Below are 15,232 nucleotides of genomic sequence, written 5' to 3' on the forward strand. Positions count from 1 at the left end.
ATGGCGATTCAACTTGAAGCATCCCGCTGCCCGAGCGCCAGACTGCCGGAATGTCAGATCGATTGCAGCGAGACCCGCTTTTCAAGCAGGGCAGCGGCTTCTTTCCGTTCGCTGTAACGGTTCGTCAGATGGTCTGAAATACCGCGCGTCAGCAAGGTGAACTTCATCAGTTCTTCCATGACGTCGACTACGCGATCATAGAATGACGAAGGTTTCATGCGGCCGGCATCATCGAATTCCTGCCAGGCCTTGGCGACCGATGACTGGTTGGGAATGGTAATCATCCGCATCCAGCGACCCAGAATGCGCATCTGGTTGACGGCGTTGAAGCTCTGCGAACCGCCGGAGACCTGCATCAGGGCCAGTGTTCGCCCTTGCGTGGGGCGGATCGCGCCACCGGGCAGGGGAATCCAGTCGATCTGCGCTTTCATGACGGCACTCATCGCGCCATGGCGTTCAGGACTTGTCCAGACCTGCCCCTCCGACCAGAGCATCGCCTCGCGCAGTTCCTGCACCTTGGGGTGATCCGGCGTCCCATGGTCCGGCAAAGGCAGGCCATCGGCATGGAAAACGCGGGTTTCCGCGCCCATTGCATCAAGCAGTTGCTGCGCTTCCAGCGTCAGGAAACGGCTATAGGAACGTTCGCGCAACGATCCGTAGAGCAGCAGGATACGAGGCTTATGTTCCGGGAAAGGTGCGCGAAGAGCATTCTCATCCGGCAGGAGAAAGGATTTCCGGTCGAGGTTGGGCAAGTCTGCGGCAGTCATTTCCTTTCTCCATAGGTGACCTGCTCGCCATCTTCCTTGGTGAAGGATGCAACCGGGTTTTCCAGAATATCCAGAACCAGCTCGGAAGGGCGGCAAAGCCGGGTGCCGCGCGGAGTTTCAACAATCGGCCGGTTGATCAGAATCGGATGGGCCATCATGAAGTCGATCAGTTCCTCATCAGTCCATTTCGGATCGGACAGGCCGAGCTCGGCATAGGGCGTACCTTTCTCGCGCAGCAGTTCGCGCGGCGTCAGATTCATCGCCGCAAGCAGGCCGACCAGACGTTCCCGCGTGGGCGGGTTCTGCACATATTCGACGATCACAGGCTCTTCGCCGCTCGCCCGGATCATAGCCAGCGTATTGCGCGAGGTGCCGCATTTCGGGTTGTGAAAAATAGTGACAGTCATCGGGAGTTTCCTGTTTGTGTTGCAGGCTTCTGATCGGCGCCGCGTTCATACCAGTCTTTGGAGCGGTTCACGATCCAGACGACCGACAGCATGACCGGCACCTCGACCAGAACGCCCACCACGGTTGCGAGCGCCGCGCCGGATGAAAAGCCGAAAAGGCTGATTGCAGCGGCGACGGCAAGTTCAAAGAAATTCGAAGCGCCGATCAGGGCCGACGGTCCGGCAACGCTGTGCTTTTCGCCGGACAGGCGGTTGAGAAGATAGGCCAGCCCCGAATTGAAATAGACCTGAATGAGGATCGGCACCGCCAGCATGGCGATGATGAGCGGCTGCGCGATGATCTGTTCGCCCTGAAAACCGAAGAGCAGGACGAGAGTGGCGAGCAGTGCCACAAGGGAGAGCGGTTGCAGTGTCTTCAGCAGCCTGTCGAGCGCGCTTTGTCCGCCACCCGCCAGCAGGTTTCGCCGGATGATCTGCGCAAGGATCACCGGAATGACGATATAGAGGACAACGGAAAGAACGAGCGTATCCCATGGAACCGTAATCGCCGAAAGCCCAAGCAGAAGCCCGACGATCGGAGCAAAGGCTATGACCATGATAGCGTCATTCAATGCGACCTGGGACAGGGTGAAGTGTGGCTCTCCTTTGGTCAGGCTGGACCATATGAAGACCATGGCCGTGCAGGGTGCCGCGGCAAGGATGATAAGGCCTGCAATGTAAGAATCGATCTGGTCGGCAGGCAGGTTCGGGCGGAAAAACCAGCCGATGAACAGCCATGCAAGAAGCGCCATCGAGAACGGCTTGACGGCCCAGTTGATGAACAGCGTGACGCCGATGCCCCGCCAGTGCCGACCGACTTGCCGAAGCGCGGCGAAGTCGATTTTCAAAAGCATGGGAATAATCATCAGCCAGATGAGAACGGCGACGGGAATATTGACCTTGGCAATCTCGGTGGAGCCGATAGCGTGGAACAGTGCCGGGAAAAGATGCCCCAGAGCGACGCCCGCGACAATGCAAAGGGCAACCCAGACAGTCAGATACCTTTCAAAGACAGACATCAGCGTTGCTCCACATGCCTTTCCATGTCGGCGTGAGGGTGTTTCTCATGGGCGACTGCCTGCCCGTGCGCGCGCCGGGCGCCAGTTGATACCGATTTGTCATTTTAACGTCCGTTGGGGTGAACTGGCGTCGCCAGAACATGGTTATTGAGCGGCGTCAGCCGTCTTGGGCTCGCAGCAAGGTGTCAGGCTTTGGAGCAGAGGCGCGCAGAGTTCGGCGCTGCCGCCGCAACAATCCTTGATCATGAAAAGCGTCAGTTCGCGAAACTGATCCAGATCCGCGCGATAGATGATCGAGCGGCTTTGCCGCTCACTCCTCACGAGACCAGCCCGTGACAGGGTGGCCAGATGGGCGGACATCGTATTTTGCGGAATGTCCAGCATACGGGCCAACTCGCCCGCCCTGATTCCGGCAGGTTCGTGTCGGACCAGCAATCGAAAGGTATCAAGCCTTGTCGATTGTGCGAGAGCGGCCAAAGCCAGGATTGCAGAGTCGTTTTCCATATATCCAGAATAATGGATATAACATGCACGTCAAGCTGCGATCTGGAGCGGCTATCCAGCAGTTAAGTCGTATGTCAGCGCGGTGATGCAAACGCAGCCCGGATAATGCCTAATCGGCCCAGAGGCTTAACCAAAATTGCATGGCGGACACCTCAGCTGTTTTCGTCATTCTCGATGGAGAACTCCATGCGATCCGCCGAAAATCGCGACAGGGAATATTGAATCGGTTTTCCGTCCGTATCGACGTTTACCGCACGCGCTGTCACGACGATGGCACCCGGAGAGAGTTTCAAGATTCTCAGGTCTTCCGGACCGGCATGACGGGCCGATATGACAGTTGATTTTCGCAGGTAATCGGCGATCCCCGCAGCCTTGAACGCAGCCGTTATCGAGCCGCTTTCAGCATAATCCTCTGCAAAGGAAGGAAAGCGCGCGGCATCGATCCAGTGAGTCGCAATCGAAATTGGATAACCATCGGCGTTGTGCATCGTTTCAAGCCGGATCACCTCGTCGCCCGCATGCAGTTCAAGCGCGTCCGCGACTTCCCGGGTTGCGATTTCCCTGCCTGAGGCCAGCAAAATCCCTTGCATTTCCCGCACTTGCGAAGCGAGCGACTGGGAAATGCGGGTGCGGCGTCCGATCTGGTAGGTGAGGCGCCTTGCGTTGGCGACGAAGGTGCCGCGTCCTTGCTCGGCTCGCAGTACGCCCTCCTGCGTCAGCGCTGCAATGGCGCTGCGCACCGTGTGGCGATTGACCCCGAACCTGTCGGCCAGTTCCATCTCGGCAGGCATGCGCGCGCCGGATTGAAGCTTACCCGCCATGATGTCGCCGCGTATCTCATCGGCAATCTGCCGCCAGATCGCAACGCCGCTGTTTCTCTCAATGTGTCTGGTCTTTGCCATCAACTGTCATCGTCCTGTCATTGGCAGGGTGTATTCATTCTGGTATTGTATAGTTGTCTATATAACTAGACAATTTAAAAGATCGCGTCAACAGGATTTGAAGGCAGGGAAGCTCATGTACGGTACGGAGCATGGTGCGAAGGGAGGCGGAGCCGGTTCCGCCACTGAAAGCAAAAAGGCACCGGATGCAGTGCAGCTCGCACGGCAGGCAAGCATGGCGGTTCTTGCGCGCGCCAGCGGCGAAGAATTGCAGGCCTTCTGGCAGGCATGGTCCGACAAGCCGGAATTTGAGGTTTTGCGCGGGCCGGAAACCGGCCTTGTGATGCTGCGCGGACGCATCGGCGGCGGCGGCGCTCCCTTCAATGTGGGCGAGGCGACCGTGACACGCGCCACTGTGCGGCTTTCCGATGGTTCGGTCGGTCACTCTTATGCGCTTGGCCGCGATCAGGAAAAGGCACGCCTTGCCGCTCTCTTCGATGCACTTTGGCTGGACGAAACCCGCCGCGACGCGGTGGAAACGCAGGTGCTGGGCGTCCTGCGCAAACGGCACGACGATGCCGACGCCACGCTGCGCGGCGAAGCGGCTGCTACCAAGGTCGATTTCTTTACAATGGTTCGGGGAGACAATTGATGCTTCCTTCTTCTCCAGCATTTGAAGGCGGTCTGGCTGATCCGGTGACGGATGCACAGTCGGTCTTTCATGCCGTCATGCACGCCATGGCCAATCCCGGCCGCATCTATCCGCTGGCCGCAGCGGCCACGCCACCGCAGCCATTGACGCCGGAACTGGGTGTTATCTCGGCAACCCTGCTCGACCATGATGCGACGGTGTGGTGCGATGCGGCGATAGCCGCCAATGAAGATGCAACCGCCTGGCTTACTTTCCACACCGGTGCGCCGCGTGTCGAAAATGCCGACGCCGCGCAATTTGCTCTCGTTAGCGATGTGTCGCGGCTGCCGTCCCTGGCCGATTTTTCGCAAGGCAATGCCGAGTTTCCTGATCGTTCCACAACCATCGTGCTGGCTGTCGCGTCGCTGAAAAGCGGGCAGGGCTTTGTGCTGAAAGGCCCCGGCATTGACGGCGAGCGCTCGCTCCACGTCGATGGTCTGCCCCAGGATTTCATCCAGCAATGGCGTGAAAACGGTGCGCAATATCCGCTTGGCGTTGATCTTGTTCTGGTCTGCGACGGCGCTGTTGCAGCACTTCCCCGCACAACCAGAATTTCTGCTCTGGAGGGCTGAAAATGTATGTTGCCGTAAAGGGTGGCGAAACGGCCATCCGCAATGCCCACCGTCTTCTCGATGACCGCCGTCGCGGCGACCGTTCGGTTCCAGCGCTTCGCCTAGACCAGATTGCCGAACAGCTGGCGCTGGCGGTCGATCGCGTCATGGCGGAAGGCTCGCTCTATGACCGTGAACTGTCAGCCCTTGCCGTGCGCCAGTCGCGTGGCGATCTGATCGAAGCAATCTTTCTGGTGCGCGCCTATCGCACCACCTTGCCGCGTTTCGGCTATTCCCGTCCGATGGAAACGGCGCAAATGCTGATCGAGCGCCGCATTTCGGCGACCTATAAGGATCTGCCGGGTGGTCAGCTTCTGGGGCCGACCTTCGATTATACCCATCGGCTGCTCGATCCCGATTTGGCTGGCGATGTGGCTGTGCCGGAACCGGAACTGCGCCCCGCAGAACCCGAAGAAACGCCGCGTGTGACCGATATTCTCGGTGTCAACGGCATGATCGAGGAAGACGGTTCGCTGCCAGATGGTCACGAACCGGGCGACCTGACCCGCGAGCCATGGACATTTCCCATGGAGCGCGACCTGCGCTTGCAGGCATTGGCGCGCGGCGACGAGGGCTTTCTGCTGGCGCTCGGCTATTCCACCCAGCGCGGCTACGGCAACAACCACCCATTCGTTGGCGAAATCCGCATTGGTGAAGTCGAGGTCGAGTTCGATGTGCCGGAGCTTGGCTTTGCCGTCTCGCTCGGTCGCGTACAGCTGACCGAATGCCAGATGGTCAACCAGTTCAAGGGTTCGGCCAAGCAGCCGCCGCAGTTTACACGCGGTTATGGGCTGGTGTTCGGCCAGAGTGAGCGCAAGGCCATGTCCATGTCGCTCTGCGACCGTGCGCTGCGCGTGCGCGAATTCGATACGGATGTGACCGCACCCGCACAGGATGAGGAATTCGTCATTTCCCATTCCGACAATGTGCAGGCGACCGGCTTCGTCGAGCATCTGAAACTGCCGCATTACGTGGATTTTCAGGCAGAACTCGAACTCATCCGCCGTATGCGCGCGGAATATGAGCAAGCGAACAACGGTACCGAAAGTTTGGCAAAGGAGGCCGCGGAATGAGCGATCTGGCCAATTACAACTTCGCCTATCTGGACGAGCAGACCAAGCGGATGATCCGCCGCGCCATTCTGAAGGCCATTGCCATTCCCGGCTATCAGGTGCCGTTTGCCAGCCGTGAAATGCCGATGCCTTATGGCTGGGGCACGGGCGGCGTGCAGGTGACGGCCTCGATCATCGGGCCGGATGATGTGCTGAAAGTCATCGACCAGGGTGCCGACGACACGACCAATGCGGTTTCCATCCGCGCCTTCTTCCAGAAGACGGCCGATGTCGCCGTCACCACCCATACGGGCGAAGCGACGATCATCCAGACCCGTCACCGCATTCCGGAATATCCGCTGACGGAAGGACAGGTGCTGGTCTATCAGGTGCCGATCCCGGAACCGCTGCGTTTTCTGGAGCCGCGTGAAACCGAAACCCGCAAGATGCACGCGCTTGCCGAATATGGCCTCATGCATGTGAAGCTCTACGAAGACATTGCGCGGCACGGCCATATCGCCAAGACCTACGATTATCCGGTGATGATCGAAGGGCGCTATGTGATGGCGCCTTCGCCGACGCCGAAATTCGACAATCCGAAAATGCATATGTCTCCGGCATTGCAACTGTTCGGCGCCGGGCGCGAAAAGCGCATCTATGCCGTCCCGCCCTATACGGATGTTGTGAGCCTCGATTTCGAAGACCACCCATTTGAGGTGCAGAAGTTCAAAGAACCGTGCGCGCTTTGCGGCGCAAAGGGCGTCTATCTCGATGAAGTCGTGCTGGATGATCGCGGCGGCTCGATGTTCGTCTGCTCCGACACCGATTTTTGCGAAGACCGTCAGGCAAACGGCCATTTCGGCCATCTGGCAGCGAACAAGGAGGCCGCACAATGAGCGAGCAACCTCTACTGAGAGTGAACAGCCTGTCGAAATTCTACGGCAATCGTCGTGGCTGCGCGGATATTTCCTTCAATCTGTGGCCGGGTGAAGTGCTGGCCATCGTCGGTGAATCCGGTTCCGGCAAGACGACGCTGCTGAACAGTCTGGCAACCCGTCTGGAACCAACCTCCGGCACCGTTGAATACCGGATGCGCGACGGTGAATTCCGCGATCTCTACAAGATCGGCGAGGCGGAACGCCGCTTCCTGATGCGGACGGACTGGGGTTTCGTGCACCAGAACCCGGCGGACGGATTGCGCATGACGGTTTCGGCTGGTGCCAATGTCGGCGAACGCCTTATGGCGGTCGGCGAACGCCATTACGGTAATATCCGCAACACAGCAACCGAATGGCTGGGACGCGTCGAAATCGCCGCTGACCGTATCGACGATCAGCCACGCGCCTTTTCCGGCGGCATGCGCCAGCGCCTGCAGATTGCCCGCAATCTGGTGACGGCGCCGCGTCTGGTCTTCATGGATGAGCCGACCGGCGGTCTTGATGTGTCGGTGCAGGCGCGCCTTCTCGACCTTCTGCGCGGTCTTGTCAGCGATCTCGGCCTTTCGGTGATTATCGTGACGCATGATCTCGCCGTGGCCCGGCTTCTGTCCCATCGCATCATGGTCATGAAAGACGGCCATATTGTCGAGCAGGGCCTGACCGACCGTGTGCTGGATGACCCGCAGGCGCCTTATACGCAGCTGCTTGTGTCGTCTATCCTGCAAGTTTAGTAAATTAAAACAGATGTTTATTGCATGTTGTTCCTAAATTAGCCGAACTTCATGCGTGAGGTGAAAAATGCCTATGTTGCAAACATCAGCCCCGCTTGCCGTCACCGGCGTTACCAAGACCTTCGTCATGCATTTGCAGGGCGGCATCGAACTTCCGGTCGTTCGCGGCGTGAATTTCGAACTGAATGCCGGTGAATGCGCCGTGCTGGGCGGGCCTTCGGGCGCGGGCAAAAGCTCGATCCTGAAGATGGTCTATGGCAATTACGCGGTCAATGGCGGCTCGATCATGATCCGCCATGCCGACAGGTTTGTCGATCTTGCCACTGCCGATCCGCGTGAAGTGCTGGCGGTGCGCCGCGATACGATCGGCTATGTCAGCCAGTTTCTGCGCACGCTGCCGCGGGTTGCGGCAATCGACGTGGTTGCCGAACCGCTGGTCGCGCGTGGCGTCGACCGTGAGACAGCGCTCAACCGCGCCCGCGAACTTCTGGCGCAGCTCAACCTTCCGGAAAGGCTGTGGGCCTTGCCGCCTGCGACCTTCTCCGGCGGCGAACAGCAGCGCGTGAATATCGCGCGCGGCTTCATCACCGATCATCCGGTATTGCTGCTCGATGAGCCGACAGCCTCGCTCGATGCGAAGAACCGCGCGGTCGTGGTCGACCTCATCAAGGCCAAGAAGGAGCAGGGCGTCGCCATGCTCGGCATCTTCCACGATGAAGACGTGCGTTCGGTCGTTGCCGACCGGATCGTCGACGTGACGGCTTTCTCTCCGCGGGGGCTGGCATGACCAAGCTCTCGGTGGAACCGCTGGTTCACGAAACGGCCATCGTCAACGGCTGCACGCTGGGGCGCTATACCGAGATTGGCGAGCGCAGCCGCGTTTCGGAAACCGTGCTGGGCGATTATTCCTATCTCGGCGTCGATTGCGAAATCTGGTGTGCGGAGATTGGCAGGTTTTCCAATATTGCCAGCCACGTGCGTATCAACGCCACCAACCATCCGACATGGCGTCCCACACTGCACCATTTCACCTATCGCGCCGGTGATTACTGGCCGGAAGAAAAGGATGAGACGGAGTTTTTCGAGTGGCGTCGCGGCAACGCGGTGAAGATCGGCCACGACACATGGCTCGGCCATGGCTCGACAATCCTGCCGGGCGTGACGGTCGGCAATGGTGCGGTTGTCGGTGCCGGAGCCGTGGTGAGCAGGGACGTCGCGCCCTATACGATCCTGGGCGGCGTGCCCGCACGTCTCATTCGCGAACGCTTCGACGCTGCAACCGGCAATCGCCTTGACCGGCTGGCCTGGTGGGACTGGAGCCATGATCGTCTGCGCCAGGCGCTCGATGATTTCCGCGCGCTCGATATCGAAGCCTTCCTCTCGAAATATGAAACAGCCGCGAACACAAATGCGGTCATGAAAGAGCTGTCCAATGGCTAATGAAATCGTTCTGAAAAACGCGCGGATCGTGCTCGCCGATGAGATTGTTTCCGGCTCCATCCTGATCCGGGACGGCAAGATCGCAGCAATCGACCACGGCGACAGCAATGGCGGCGACGACATGGATGGCGACTACGTCATTCCGGGCCTCATCGAGCTGCACACCGACCAGCTGGAAAGCCACTATGCGCCGCGTCCGAAGGTGCGCTGGAATGTCGATGCCGCCGTGCAGGCACACGATGCGCAGGTCGCGGCCTCGGGCATCACCACGGTATTCGATGCGATGCGCGTCGGCTCCGACTATGACCGCGATTTCGTCGGCAAGGATATGCGCATGCTTGCCGATGCGATTGAAAGCGGCGTGCGCGAAAATCGCCTGCGTGCAGACCACTTCCTGCATCTGCGCTGCGAAGTCTCCTCTGCCGATTGCCTCGAAACATTCGAGCTTTTCGCAGACGATGACCGCGTAAAACTCGCTTCCTTGATGGATCACGCACCGGGACAGCGGCAATTCGTTGATCTTGAGACCTATCGCACCTATTACATGCGCAAGATGAAGCTCACGGATGAGGAGTTCCGGGTGCATTGTGAAAAGCGCATGGCGGATTCGGACGCCTATTCGGCCAGGCACCGCCGCTCCATTGCCGAACTGGCGGCAACGCGTGGCATCGTTCTGGCCAGCCATGACGATGCAACCAGTGCGCATGTCGATGAATCGCTCGACCATGGGGTGCGGATCGCCGAATTCCCGACCACGATGGAAGCCGCCAATGCTTCAAAGGGCGCTGGCCTTTCGATCCTGATGGGCGCGCCGAATATCGTTCGCGGCGGCTCGCATTCCGGGAACATCGCCGCACGCGATCTGGTGGACAATGGCAGCCTGGATATCCTGTCGTCGGATTATATTCCGTTCAGTCTCATTCAGTCGGCATTCGGTCTGGCTTCCGGCGAACGCCCGATTGCGTTGCCGGATGCGATCCGGCTTGTGACCAAGAATCCCGCCGATGCCATGGCTATGGATGATCGCGGTGAGATTGCCATCGGCAAGCGGGCCGATCTGGTCCGTGTCCGTCCGAAGGGCGCAATCCCGGTTGTCCGCACCGTCTGGCGCGAAGGCGAACGGGTGCTCTGATGCAGATGCAATCCAACAGGCCGAAAGGCTGTTTCGTCGCCGTTGTCGGCCCCAGCGGGGCCGGCAAGGATACGATCATGGATGCGGCGCGTGTGGCTCTGGCGGGCGACACGCGCTTTCACTTTGTGCGTCGCATCATCACCCGCCCGCAAATGCCGGGAACGGAAGATCACGACAGTCTGGATGAAGCAGCATTTGCAAAATCGGCGGGCGAGGGCGCCTTCGCCCTGCACTGGCAGGCGCATGGCCTGAGCTACGGATTGCCGAAATCGCTGGAGGATGAAATCGCGGACGGAACGGTGGTGATCGCCAATGTTTCGCGCCGGGTTCTGGGTGATGTTCGCAGGCTCTACCCGTCGCGCTCGGTGGTCGTGATTACGGCCCGGCCGGAAGTTCTGGCGGAGCGGCTCGCATCGCGCGGCCGCGAAAGCCGGGAGGAAATCGTCGCGCGGCTTGCACGTGAAGTCAGCTTCGATGACGGGGCGGGCGATGTTGTCACAATAGACAATTCCGGCGAAGTCGGCCTGTCCACAAAAGCCTTCCTGCGTCACCTGGAGGAAGTCAGCGTCAAAACAGTCGCTTAGGTAAGGTTCTTGTAGCAATATCTAAATTTACACAAACGTCATGGGGCTTTCATTGCAGTGTCATGGAAGCCATTCAGAGTAAGCATGAATGGAGACGAATTCATGCTTCAACTGAAAAACATAACGCGCCGCTATAATGACAAGGTGGCGGTTTCGGGTGTGGATCTCGAAATCGAACCCGGCACGTTTGTGGGAATTATCGGGCGCTCGGGCGCAGGCAAGTCGACGCTTCTGCGCATGATCAATCGCCTTGTCGAGCCTTCAGAGGGAACCATTCACTGGGATGGCCGCGATGTTACCGGGCTAAAAGGCTCGGGCCTGCGGGACTGGCGCGCGCAATGCGCGATGATTTTCCAGCATTTCAATCTGGTCGACCGTCTGGATGTCCTGACTAACGTCCTGATGGGCCGTCTGAACTATGTTTCGACGCCGAAATCGCTCCTGCGTATCTGGAGCGATGAGGAGCGCCTGATCGCGCTTTCGGCCTTGCAGCAGTTCGACATTGCGCATCTTGCAGCGCATCGCGCGGACGAGCTTTCGGGTGGCCAGCAGCAGCGCGTGGCGATTGCCCGCGCGCTCGTGCAGCAGCCGCGCATCATCCTCGCCGACGAACCGATTGCATCGCTCGATCCGCGCAACACGCGCAGCGTCATGGACGCTTTGCGCCGCATCAATCGCGAATACGGCATCACGGTTCTCTGCAATCTGCACTCGCTCGATATTGCGCGCAGCTATTGCGACCGTCTCGTCGGCATGTCCGCCGGCAAGATCGTATTCCGCGGCACACCGTCGATGCTGACAGATATGGCATCACGCGACCTTTACGGCATGGAAGCCGCTGACGTCATCGATGCCGATGAGCAGTTGGACGCACCGATGCCGATGCCAGTTCCGCAGTCGGCCGAAGCCGTTCTGCGCCAGCTTTCCGCCTGAGCGCACAAAGCTCCGGAAAAGAAACACGCTCCAAACTCAGGATTAACAGGAGATACCCATGCTTAACCGTAGAACCTTTCTGGCGGCTGTTGCGCTCACCGCTACGATGACCTTCAATGCCCAGGCTGCCGACTGGAGCAAGGATTATCCGGAAATCGTTCTGGGCGTGATCCCGGCTGAAAACGCCTCGACCACTTCCGACCGTTATGCGCCTCTGGCTGCCTATCTCGGCAAGGAACTCGGCACCAAGGTAACGCTGCGCGTCGCCAACGACTATGCAGCCGTCATCGAAGGCCAGCGCGCCGGTAACATCCAGATCGCATTCTATGGCCCGGCTTCCTACGCCCGCGCCGTCATGACCGGCGTTGAAACCACGCCGCTCGTCAACCAGCGTCACGACACCGGCGTCAACGGCTATTATTCGGTCGTTTATGTTCGCGCCGACAGCCCGTACCAGAAGATGGACGACCTGAAGGGCAAGACCATTGCTCTCGTCGATCCGAACTCGACCTCGGGCAACAACGCACCGCGCTTCTTCCTCAACCGCGAAGGCTATAGCGTAGACACGTTCTTCGGTAAGAACTTCTTCGCCGGCAGCCACGAAAACGCAGTTCTCGCTCTGGCGCAGGGCACCGCCGATGCCGCTGCCAACTCCTGGAACTCGGAAAACGATTCCAACCTGACCCGCATGGTCAGCCGCGGCGTTCTGAAGGATGCCAACGGCAAGGAACTGACGAAGGACGACTTCCGCATCATCTTCAAGTCGGACTTCCTTCCTGAAGGCCCGTTCGCCGTTCTCAGCACCCTGCCGGATCAGCTGAAGGCCGATATCAAGCAGGCTTTCCTCGACATGCCGAAGAAGGACAAGGCTGGCTTTGACGCTCTTTCCGACGGCAAGGATCAGGAATTCGTAGCCACCGAAGCCAAGGACTATGAGCCGATCATCGAAATGCTCAAGTTCAACGACAAGGCTCGCAAGTCCTGATCCGTGAGAAATTGAAGTGCCCGGAACGCAACCCGTTCCGGGCATTTTTTTAGGGCATGATTCCGAAAGGTTCTCGGGATCAGGCTTGATCAAAGGAATTTCGCATGACGGTATCCTCACTCGACGGCAGTGGAGCAAAAAGCCTGCTCGCCGATTACCGCAGGGAAGTCGGCAAACGGCGGCTCTATGGTATCGCGCTTCTCCTTGCGCTTGTCCTTGTCGCCATTGCCGCCTCCGTCGTTGCCGATGTTCGGCCCGGCACCCTGGTCGAAAATCTTTTTCGCTTCACAAGCTATCTCGGCCGCATTCTGCCGGATCTGACCATCGCCAATTTCTGGGGCGACCTCGCTGCCTGGTACTGGAACCTCGGCGGCTGGCTCAAGATGCTGTTCGAGACGCTGCTGATCGCCTATCTGGCGACATTGATCGGGGCGGTCGTCGCTTTCGCTGCATCCTTCGCAGCCTCATCCAATATGGCCCCCAATTCCACGGTTCGCTTCATCGTCCGTCGCGGGCTGGAATTGTTGCGCACTGTTCCGGAAATCGTCTTCGCGCTGCTTTTCGTCATCGCCTTCGGCCTTGGGCCGATGGCCGGTGTTCTCGCGCTGATGCTGCACACCACAGGCGCGCTGGGCAAGCTGTTCTCCGAAGTCGTCGAGAATATCGACATGCGCCCGGTGGAAGGCATTCGCGCATCCGGCGGTTCCGGCCTGCAGGTCATCCGCTTTGCCGTATTGCCGCAAGTGGCCGCGAATTTTGCTTCCTATGGCCTGCTGCGCTTTGAAATCAACGTGCGCGGCGCTTCCGTCATGGGTTTTGTGGGGGCAGGCGGTATCGGGCAGGAACTGCTCACCTCCATCCGCCAGTTCTATTACAGCGATGTCAGCGCCATCCTGCTTCTGATCATCGTGACGATCTTCGTGATCGATCTTGTCACCCAGCGCGTGCGTCACGCACTGCTTGGCCGTATTGGTTGAGGAGAGAACTATGACCGATATTGCACAAAGTCTCTCCCGTGAGGCACACGCGCACGAAAAGGAACTGAGGGCCGAATATGCCGATCTGTTCGGCAATGGGCGCACATGGCGCAATCTGGCGATCTTGACCGTAGCTCTTATCGCCTCGGTCTGGTTCGCCTTTTACTGGCTCGATTTTTCGCTGCTGCGCATTCTGAACGGCCTTGGTCGCCTCGGCGATTTCGCGCTGATGATGATGCCGCCATCCTCCGGCGGGCGTTTCAGCCTTTATCTGTGGTCGATGATGGAAACGCTGGCGATTGCCTATCTCGGCACATTGCTGGCCGCGATCCTCGCCTTTCCGTTCGGCTTTCTGGCGGCGAAGAACATCATTCCCAATGTGTTCCTGCATTTCGGCATTCGCCGCTTCCTCGACACCATTCGCGGCGTCGACACGCTTATCTGGGCGCTGATCTGGGTGTCGGTCGTGGGGCTTGGACCGTTCGCCGGTATTCTTGCGATTGCCTGCTCGGACTTCGGTGCTTTCGGCAAGCTGTTCTCCGAAGCCATTGAAGGCGCCGACAAGAAGCCGGTCGAAGGCGTCGTCTCATCGGGCGGCGGCAGGCTGCACGGCTATCGCTTCGGCGTGTTGCCGCAGGTTCTGCCACTGATCGGCAGTCAGGTGCTTTACTTTTTCGAGTCAAACACGCGTTCGGCGACAATCATCGGCATTGTCGGGGCAGGCGGCATCGGCGCGCATCTGGCCGAACAGATCAAGGTTCTCAACCTTCAGGACGTCTCCTTCCTGATCATCATGATCCTGATCGCTGTTGCCCTCATCGACTGGTTCTCGTCGAAGCTCCGTCACGCCATGATCGGCAAGAAGGCGCAGAAATCGGCTTAACCACTGATAAGTGTCTTGATGCCGTCAGCCACGAACTGAACGGCAAGCGCTGCCAGAATGACGCCGAGAAGGCGAGTGAGGATGGAACGGCCGGTTTCGCCAAGAAACCGGTCGACGCGCTCTGCCAGCAGCAGCACAAGATAGGTGATGAACAGGCAGATGAAGATGACCCCGAGAAGGGCCGCTTTCGGCCCTACGCCTTCAAAGGAATTTGACGTCAGCACGATAGCCGAGATCGCACCCGGACCCGCAATCAGCGGAATGGCGAGCGGGAAGGCGGCAATATTGCGGATGTGATCCTTGGTGATCGCAACCTCGGCGCTCTTTTCCTTGCGCTCCGTCCGCTTCTCGAAAATCATTTCAAAGGCGATCCAGAAGAGGAGCAGGCCACCCGCGACGCGGAACGCGCCGATGGTGATGCCGAACATGCCGAGTATCTGCGCGCCCGCAATGGCAAAGAGCGCCATCACGATAAAACCGATGATGGAGGCGCGAAGCGCAACCTGTCCGCGATGGTGCCGCTCCATGCCCGGCGTCAGCGCCAGGAACAACGGCGCCAGTCCGGGCGGATCGATTGTAACAAGCAGGGTGACGAAGGCGCTGAAAACCGTATCGTAGAACCCCATACTGCACGCGCCCTTCCTGTTGGCATGTTATG

The 15,232-nt window shown here is 59.1% G+C and carries 19 protein-coding genes; 13 read left to right on the top strand and 6 right to left on the bottom strand.

Annotation, left to right across the window (positions count from 1 at the left end; genetic code table 11):
* Positions 1 to 53 precede the first annotated feature (53 nt).
* The 5 genes from arsH to phnF all read right to left on the bottom strand — a co-directional run bounded on the left by arsH (position 54) and on the right by phnF (position 3,641).
* Complete coding sequence (gene arsH, locus ACOWVS_RS05520) at positions 54 to 767, bottom strand: arsenical resistance protein ArsH (RefSeq protein WP_006470426.1); 714 nt, start codon at positions 765 to 767, stop codon at positions 54 to 56.
* The gene (arsC, locus tag ACOWVS_RS05525) at positions 764 to 1,174 is read right to left on the bottom strand and encodes an arsenate reductase (glutaredoxin) (RefSeq protein WP_006466773.1); all 411 of its coding nucleotides are present in this window, start codon (positions 1,172 to 1,174) and stop codon (positions 764 to 766) included. The genes arsH and arsC overlap by 4 nt, the downstream gene beginning before the upstream one ends.
* Positions 1,171 to 2,232: an ACR3 family arsenite efflux transporter gene (arsB, locus tag ACOWVS_RS05530; RefSeq protein ID WP_006470427.1), complete on the bottom strand. Its 1,062-nt coding sequence runs from the start codon at positions 2,230 to 2,232 to the stop codon at positions 1,171 to 1,173. The genes arsC and arsB overlap by 4 nt, the downstream gene beginning before the upstream one ends.
* A gap of 144 nt (positions 2,233 to 2,376) precedes the next feature.
* Positions 2,377 to 2,736 carry an ArsR/SmtB family transcription factor gene (locus tag ACOWVS_RS05535; RefSeq protein WP_021585114.1) on the bottom strand — a complete coding sequence of 120 codons (360 nt, stop codon included), beginning with the start codon at positions 2,734 to 2,736 and terminating at the stop codon, positions 2,377 to 2,379.
* Positions 2,737 to 2,888: 152 nt separating this feature from the next.
* Positions 2,889 to 3,641, bottom strand: a complete 753-nt coding sequence (phnF, locus tag ACOWVS_RS05540) for a phosphonate metabolism transcriptional regulator PhnF (RefSeq protein WP_031346017.1) — start codon at positions 3,639 to 3,641, stop codon at positions 2,889 to 2,891.
* Positions 3,642 to 3,753: 112 nt separating this feature from the next.
* Here phnF and phnG point away from each other — a divergent pair, with 112 nt between their 5' ends.
* The 13 genes from phnG (at position 3,754) to phnE (ACOWVS_RS05605) (ending at position 14,574) form a co-directional block, all read left to right on the top strand.
* Positions 3,754 to 4,269 (top strand): phosphonate C-P lyase system protein PhnG, encoded by a 516-nt coding sequence (phnG, locus tag ACOWVS_RS05545; RefSeq protein WP_006470431.1) that lies wholly within the window; start codon positions 3,754 to 3,756, stop codon positions 4,267 to 4,269.
* Positions 4,269 to 4,880, top strand: coding sequence for a phosphonate C-P lyase system protein PhnH (phnH, locus tag ACOWVS_RS05550; protein ID WP_006470433.1), 612 nt, complete (start codon positions 4,269 to 4,271; stop codon positions 4,878 to 4,880). The genes phnG and phnH overlap by 1 nt, the downstream gene beginning before the upstream one ends.
* 2 nt (positions 4,881 to 4,882) lie before the next feature.
* Complete coding sequence (locus tag ACOWVS_RS05555) at positions 4,883 to 5,992, top strand: carbon-phosphorus lyase complex subunit PhnI (protein ID WP_006470435.1); 1,110 nt, start codon at positions 4,883 to 4,885, stop codon at positions 5,990 to 5,992.
* Positions 5,989 to 6,867, top strand: a complete 879-nt coding sequence (locus ACOWVS_RS05560; protein WP_006470437.1) for an alpha-D-ribose 1-methylphosphonate 5-phosphate C-P-lyase PhnJ — start codon at positions 5,989 to 5,991, stop codon at positions 6,865 to 6,867. The genes ACOWVS_RS05555 and ACOWVS_RS05560 overlap by 4 nt, the downstream gene beginning before the upstream one ends.
* On the top strand, positions 6,864 to 7,640 hold the full coding sequence (phnK, locus tag ACOWVS_RS05565; protein ID WP_006470438.1) for a phosphonate C-P lyase system protein PhnK: 777 nt from the start codon (positions 6,864 to 6,866) through the stop codon (positions 7,638 to 7,640). Before ACOWVS_RS05560 ends, phnK begins: the two co-directional genes overlap by 4 nt.
* Positions 7,641 to 7,713: 73 nt before the next feature.
* Positions 7,714 to 8,427: a phosphonate C-P lyase system protein PhnL gene (gene phnL, locus ACOWVS_RS05570; RefSeq protein WP_006470439.1), complete on the top strand. Its 714-nt coding sequence runs from the start codon at positions 7,714 to 7,716 to the stop codon at positions 8,425 to 8,427.
* Complete coding sequence (locus ACOWVS_RS05575; protein ID WP_006470440.1) at positions 8,424 to 9,080, top strand: DapH/DapD/GlmU-related protein; 657 nt, start codon at positions 8,424 to 8,426, stop codon at positions 9,078 to 9,080. The genes phnL and ACOWVS_RS05575 overlap by 4 nt, the downstream gene beginning before the upstream one ends.
* The gene (locus tag ACOWVS_RS05580) at positions 9,073 to 10,212 is read left to right on the top strand and encodes an alpha-D-ribose 1-methylphosphonate 5-triphosphate diphosphatase (RefSeq protein ID WP_006470441.1); all 1,140 of its coding nucleotides are present in this window, start codon (positions 9,073 to 9,075) and stop codon (positions 10,210 to 10,212) included. Before ACOWVS_RS05575 ends, ACOWVS_RS05580 begins: the two co-directional genes overlap by 8 nt.
* A gap of 5 nt (positions 10,213 to 10,217) precedes the next feature.
* Positions 10,218 to 10,796, top strand: a complete 579-nt coding sequence (gene phnN, locus ACOWVS_RS05585; RefSeq protein WP_031346025.1) for a phosphonate metabolism protein/1,5-bisphosphokinase (PRPP-forming) PhnN — start codon at positions 10,218 to 10,220, stop codon at positions 10,794 to 10,796.
* A 102-nt stretch (positions 10,797 to 10,898) separates the two neighbouring features.
* Positions 10,899 to 11,729, top strand: a complete 831-nt coding sequence (gene phnC / locus ACOWVS_RS05590) for a phosphonate ABC transporter ATP-binding protein (protein WP_031346027.1) — start codon at positions 10,899 to 10,901, stop codon at positions 11,727 to 11,729.
* A 58-nt stretch (positions 11,730 to 11,787) separates the two neighbouring features.
* On the top strand, positions 11,788 to 12,714 hold the full coding sequence (phnD, locus tag ACOWVS_RS05595; protein WP_006470444.1) for a phosphonate ABC transporter substrate-binding protein: 927 nt from the start codon (positions 11,788 to 11,790) through the stop codon (positions 12,712 to 12,714).
* A 104-nt stretch (positions 12,715 to 12,818) separates the two neighbouring features.
* The gene (phnE, locus tag ACOWVS_RS05600; protein ID WP_006466788.1) at positions 12,819 to 13,691 is read left to right on the top strand and encodes a phosphonate ABC transporter, permease protein PhnE; all 873 of its coding nucleotides are present in this window, start codon (positions 12,819 to 12,821) and stop codon (positions 13,689 to 13,691) included.
* 10 nt (positions 13,692 to 13,701) lie between these two features.
* Positions 13,702 to 14,574, top strand: a complete 873-nt coding sequence (gene phnE / locus ACOWVS_RS05605) for a phosphonate ABC transporter, permease protein PhnE (protein WP_006470445.1) — start codon at positions 13,702 to 13,704, stop codon at positions 14,572 to 14,574.
* Here the strand turns inward: phnE (ACOWVS_RS05605) and ACOWVS_RS05610 are convergent.
* Entirely contained in the window at positions 14,571 to 15,200 is a 630-nt protein-coding gene (locus ACOWVS_RS05610) for a MarC family protein (RefSeq protein ID WP_006466790.1), read from the bottom strand. The two genes, phnE (ACOWVS_RS05605) and ACOWVS_RS05610, sit on opposite strands and share 4 nt — an antisense overlap.
* Positions 15,201 to 15,232 lie beyond the last annotated feature (32 nt).

The sequence above is a fragment of the Brucella sp. IR068 genome, from assembly GCF_049065885.1.
GTDB classification, from domain to species: domain Bacteria; phylum Pseudomonadota; class Alphaproteobacteria; order Rhizobiales; family Rhizobiaceae; genus Brucella; species Brucella intermedia.

Excerpts from the sequence above, each read along its gene's own strand:
- arsH (WP_006470426.1), bottom strand. The coding sequence starts at position 767 with ATGACTGCCGCAGACTTGCCCAACCTCGACCGGAAATCCTTTCTCCTG.
- arsC (WP_006466773.1), bottom strand. The coding sequence starts at position 1,174 with ATGACTGTCACTATTTTTCACAACCCGAAATGCGGCACCTCGCGCAAT.
- arsB (WP_006470427.1), bottom strand. The coding sequence starts at position 2,232 with ATGTCTGTCTTTGAAAGGTATCTGACTGTCTGGGTTGCCCTTTGCATT.
- ACOWVS_RS05535 (WP_021585114.1), bottom strand. The coding sequence starts at position 2,736 with ATGGAAAACGACTCTGCAATCCTGGCTTTGGCCGCTCTCGCACAATCG.
- phnG (WP_006470431.1), top strand. The coding sequence starts at position 3,754 with ATGTACGGTACGGAGCATGGTGCGAAGGGAGGCGGAGCCGGTTCCGCC.
- phnH (WP_006470433.1), top strand. The coding sequence starts at position 4,269 with ATGCTTCCTTCTTCTCCAGCATTTGAAGGCGGTCTGGCTGATCCGGTG.
- ACOWVS_RS05555 (WP_006470435.1), top strand. The coding sequence starts at position 4,883 with ATGTATGTTGCCGTAAAGGGTGGCGAAACGGCCATCCGCAATGCCCAC.
- ACOWVS_RS05560 (WP_006470437.1), top strand. The coding sequence starts at position 5,989 with ATGAGCGATCTGGCCAATTACAACTTCGCCTATCTGGACGAGCAGACC.
- phnK (WP_006470438.1), top strand. The coding sequence starts at position 6,864 with ATGAGCGAGCAACCTCTACTGAGAGTGAACAGCCTGTCGAAATTCTAC.
- phnL (WP_006470439.1), top strand. The coding sequence starts at position 7,714 with ATGTTGCAAACATCAGCCCCGCTTGCCGTCACCGGCGTTACCAAGACC.
- ACOWVS_RS05575 (WP_006470440.1), top strand. The coding sequence starts at position 8,424 with ATGACCAAGCTCTCGGTGGAACCGCTGGTTCACGAAACGGCCATCGTC.
- ACOWVS_RS05580 (WP_006470441.1), top strand. The coding sequence starts at position 9,073 with ATGGCTAATGAAATCGTTCTGAAAAACGCGCGGATCGTGCTCGCCGAT.
- phnN (WP_031346025.1), top strand. The coding sequence starts at position 10,218 with ATGCAATCCAACAGGCCGAAAGGCTGTTTCGTCGCCGTTGTCGGCCCC.
- phnC (WP_031346027.1), top strand. The coding sequence starts at position 10,899 with ATGCTTCAACTGAAAAACATAACGCGCCGCTATAATGACAAGGTGGCG.
- phnD (WP_006470444.1), top strand. The coding sequence starts at position 11,788 with ATGCTTAACCGTAGAACCTTTCTGGCGGCTGTTGCGCTCACCGCTACG.
- phnE (WP_006466788.1), top strand. The coding sequence starts at position 12,819 with ATGACGGTATCCTCACTCGACGGCAGTGGAGCAAAAAGCCTGCTCGCC.
- phnE (WP_006470445.1), top strand. The coding sequence starts at position 13,702 with ATGACCGATATTGCACAAAGTCTCTCCCGTGAGGCACACGCGCACGAA.
- ACOWVS_RS05610 (WP_006466790.1), bottom strand. The coding sequence starts at position 15,200 with ATGGGGTTCTACGATACGGTTTTCAGCGCCTTCGTCACCCTGCTTGTT.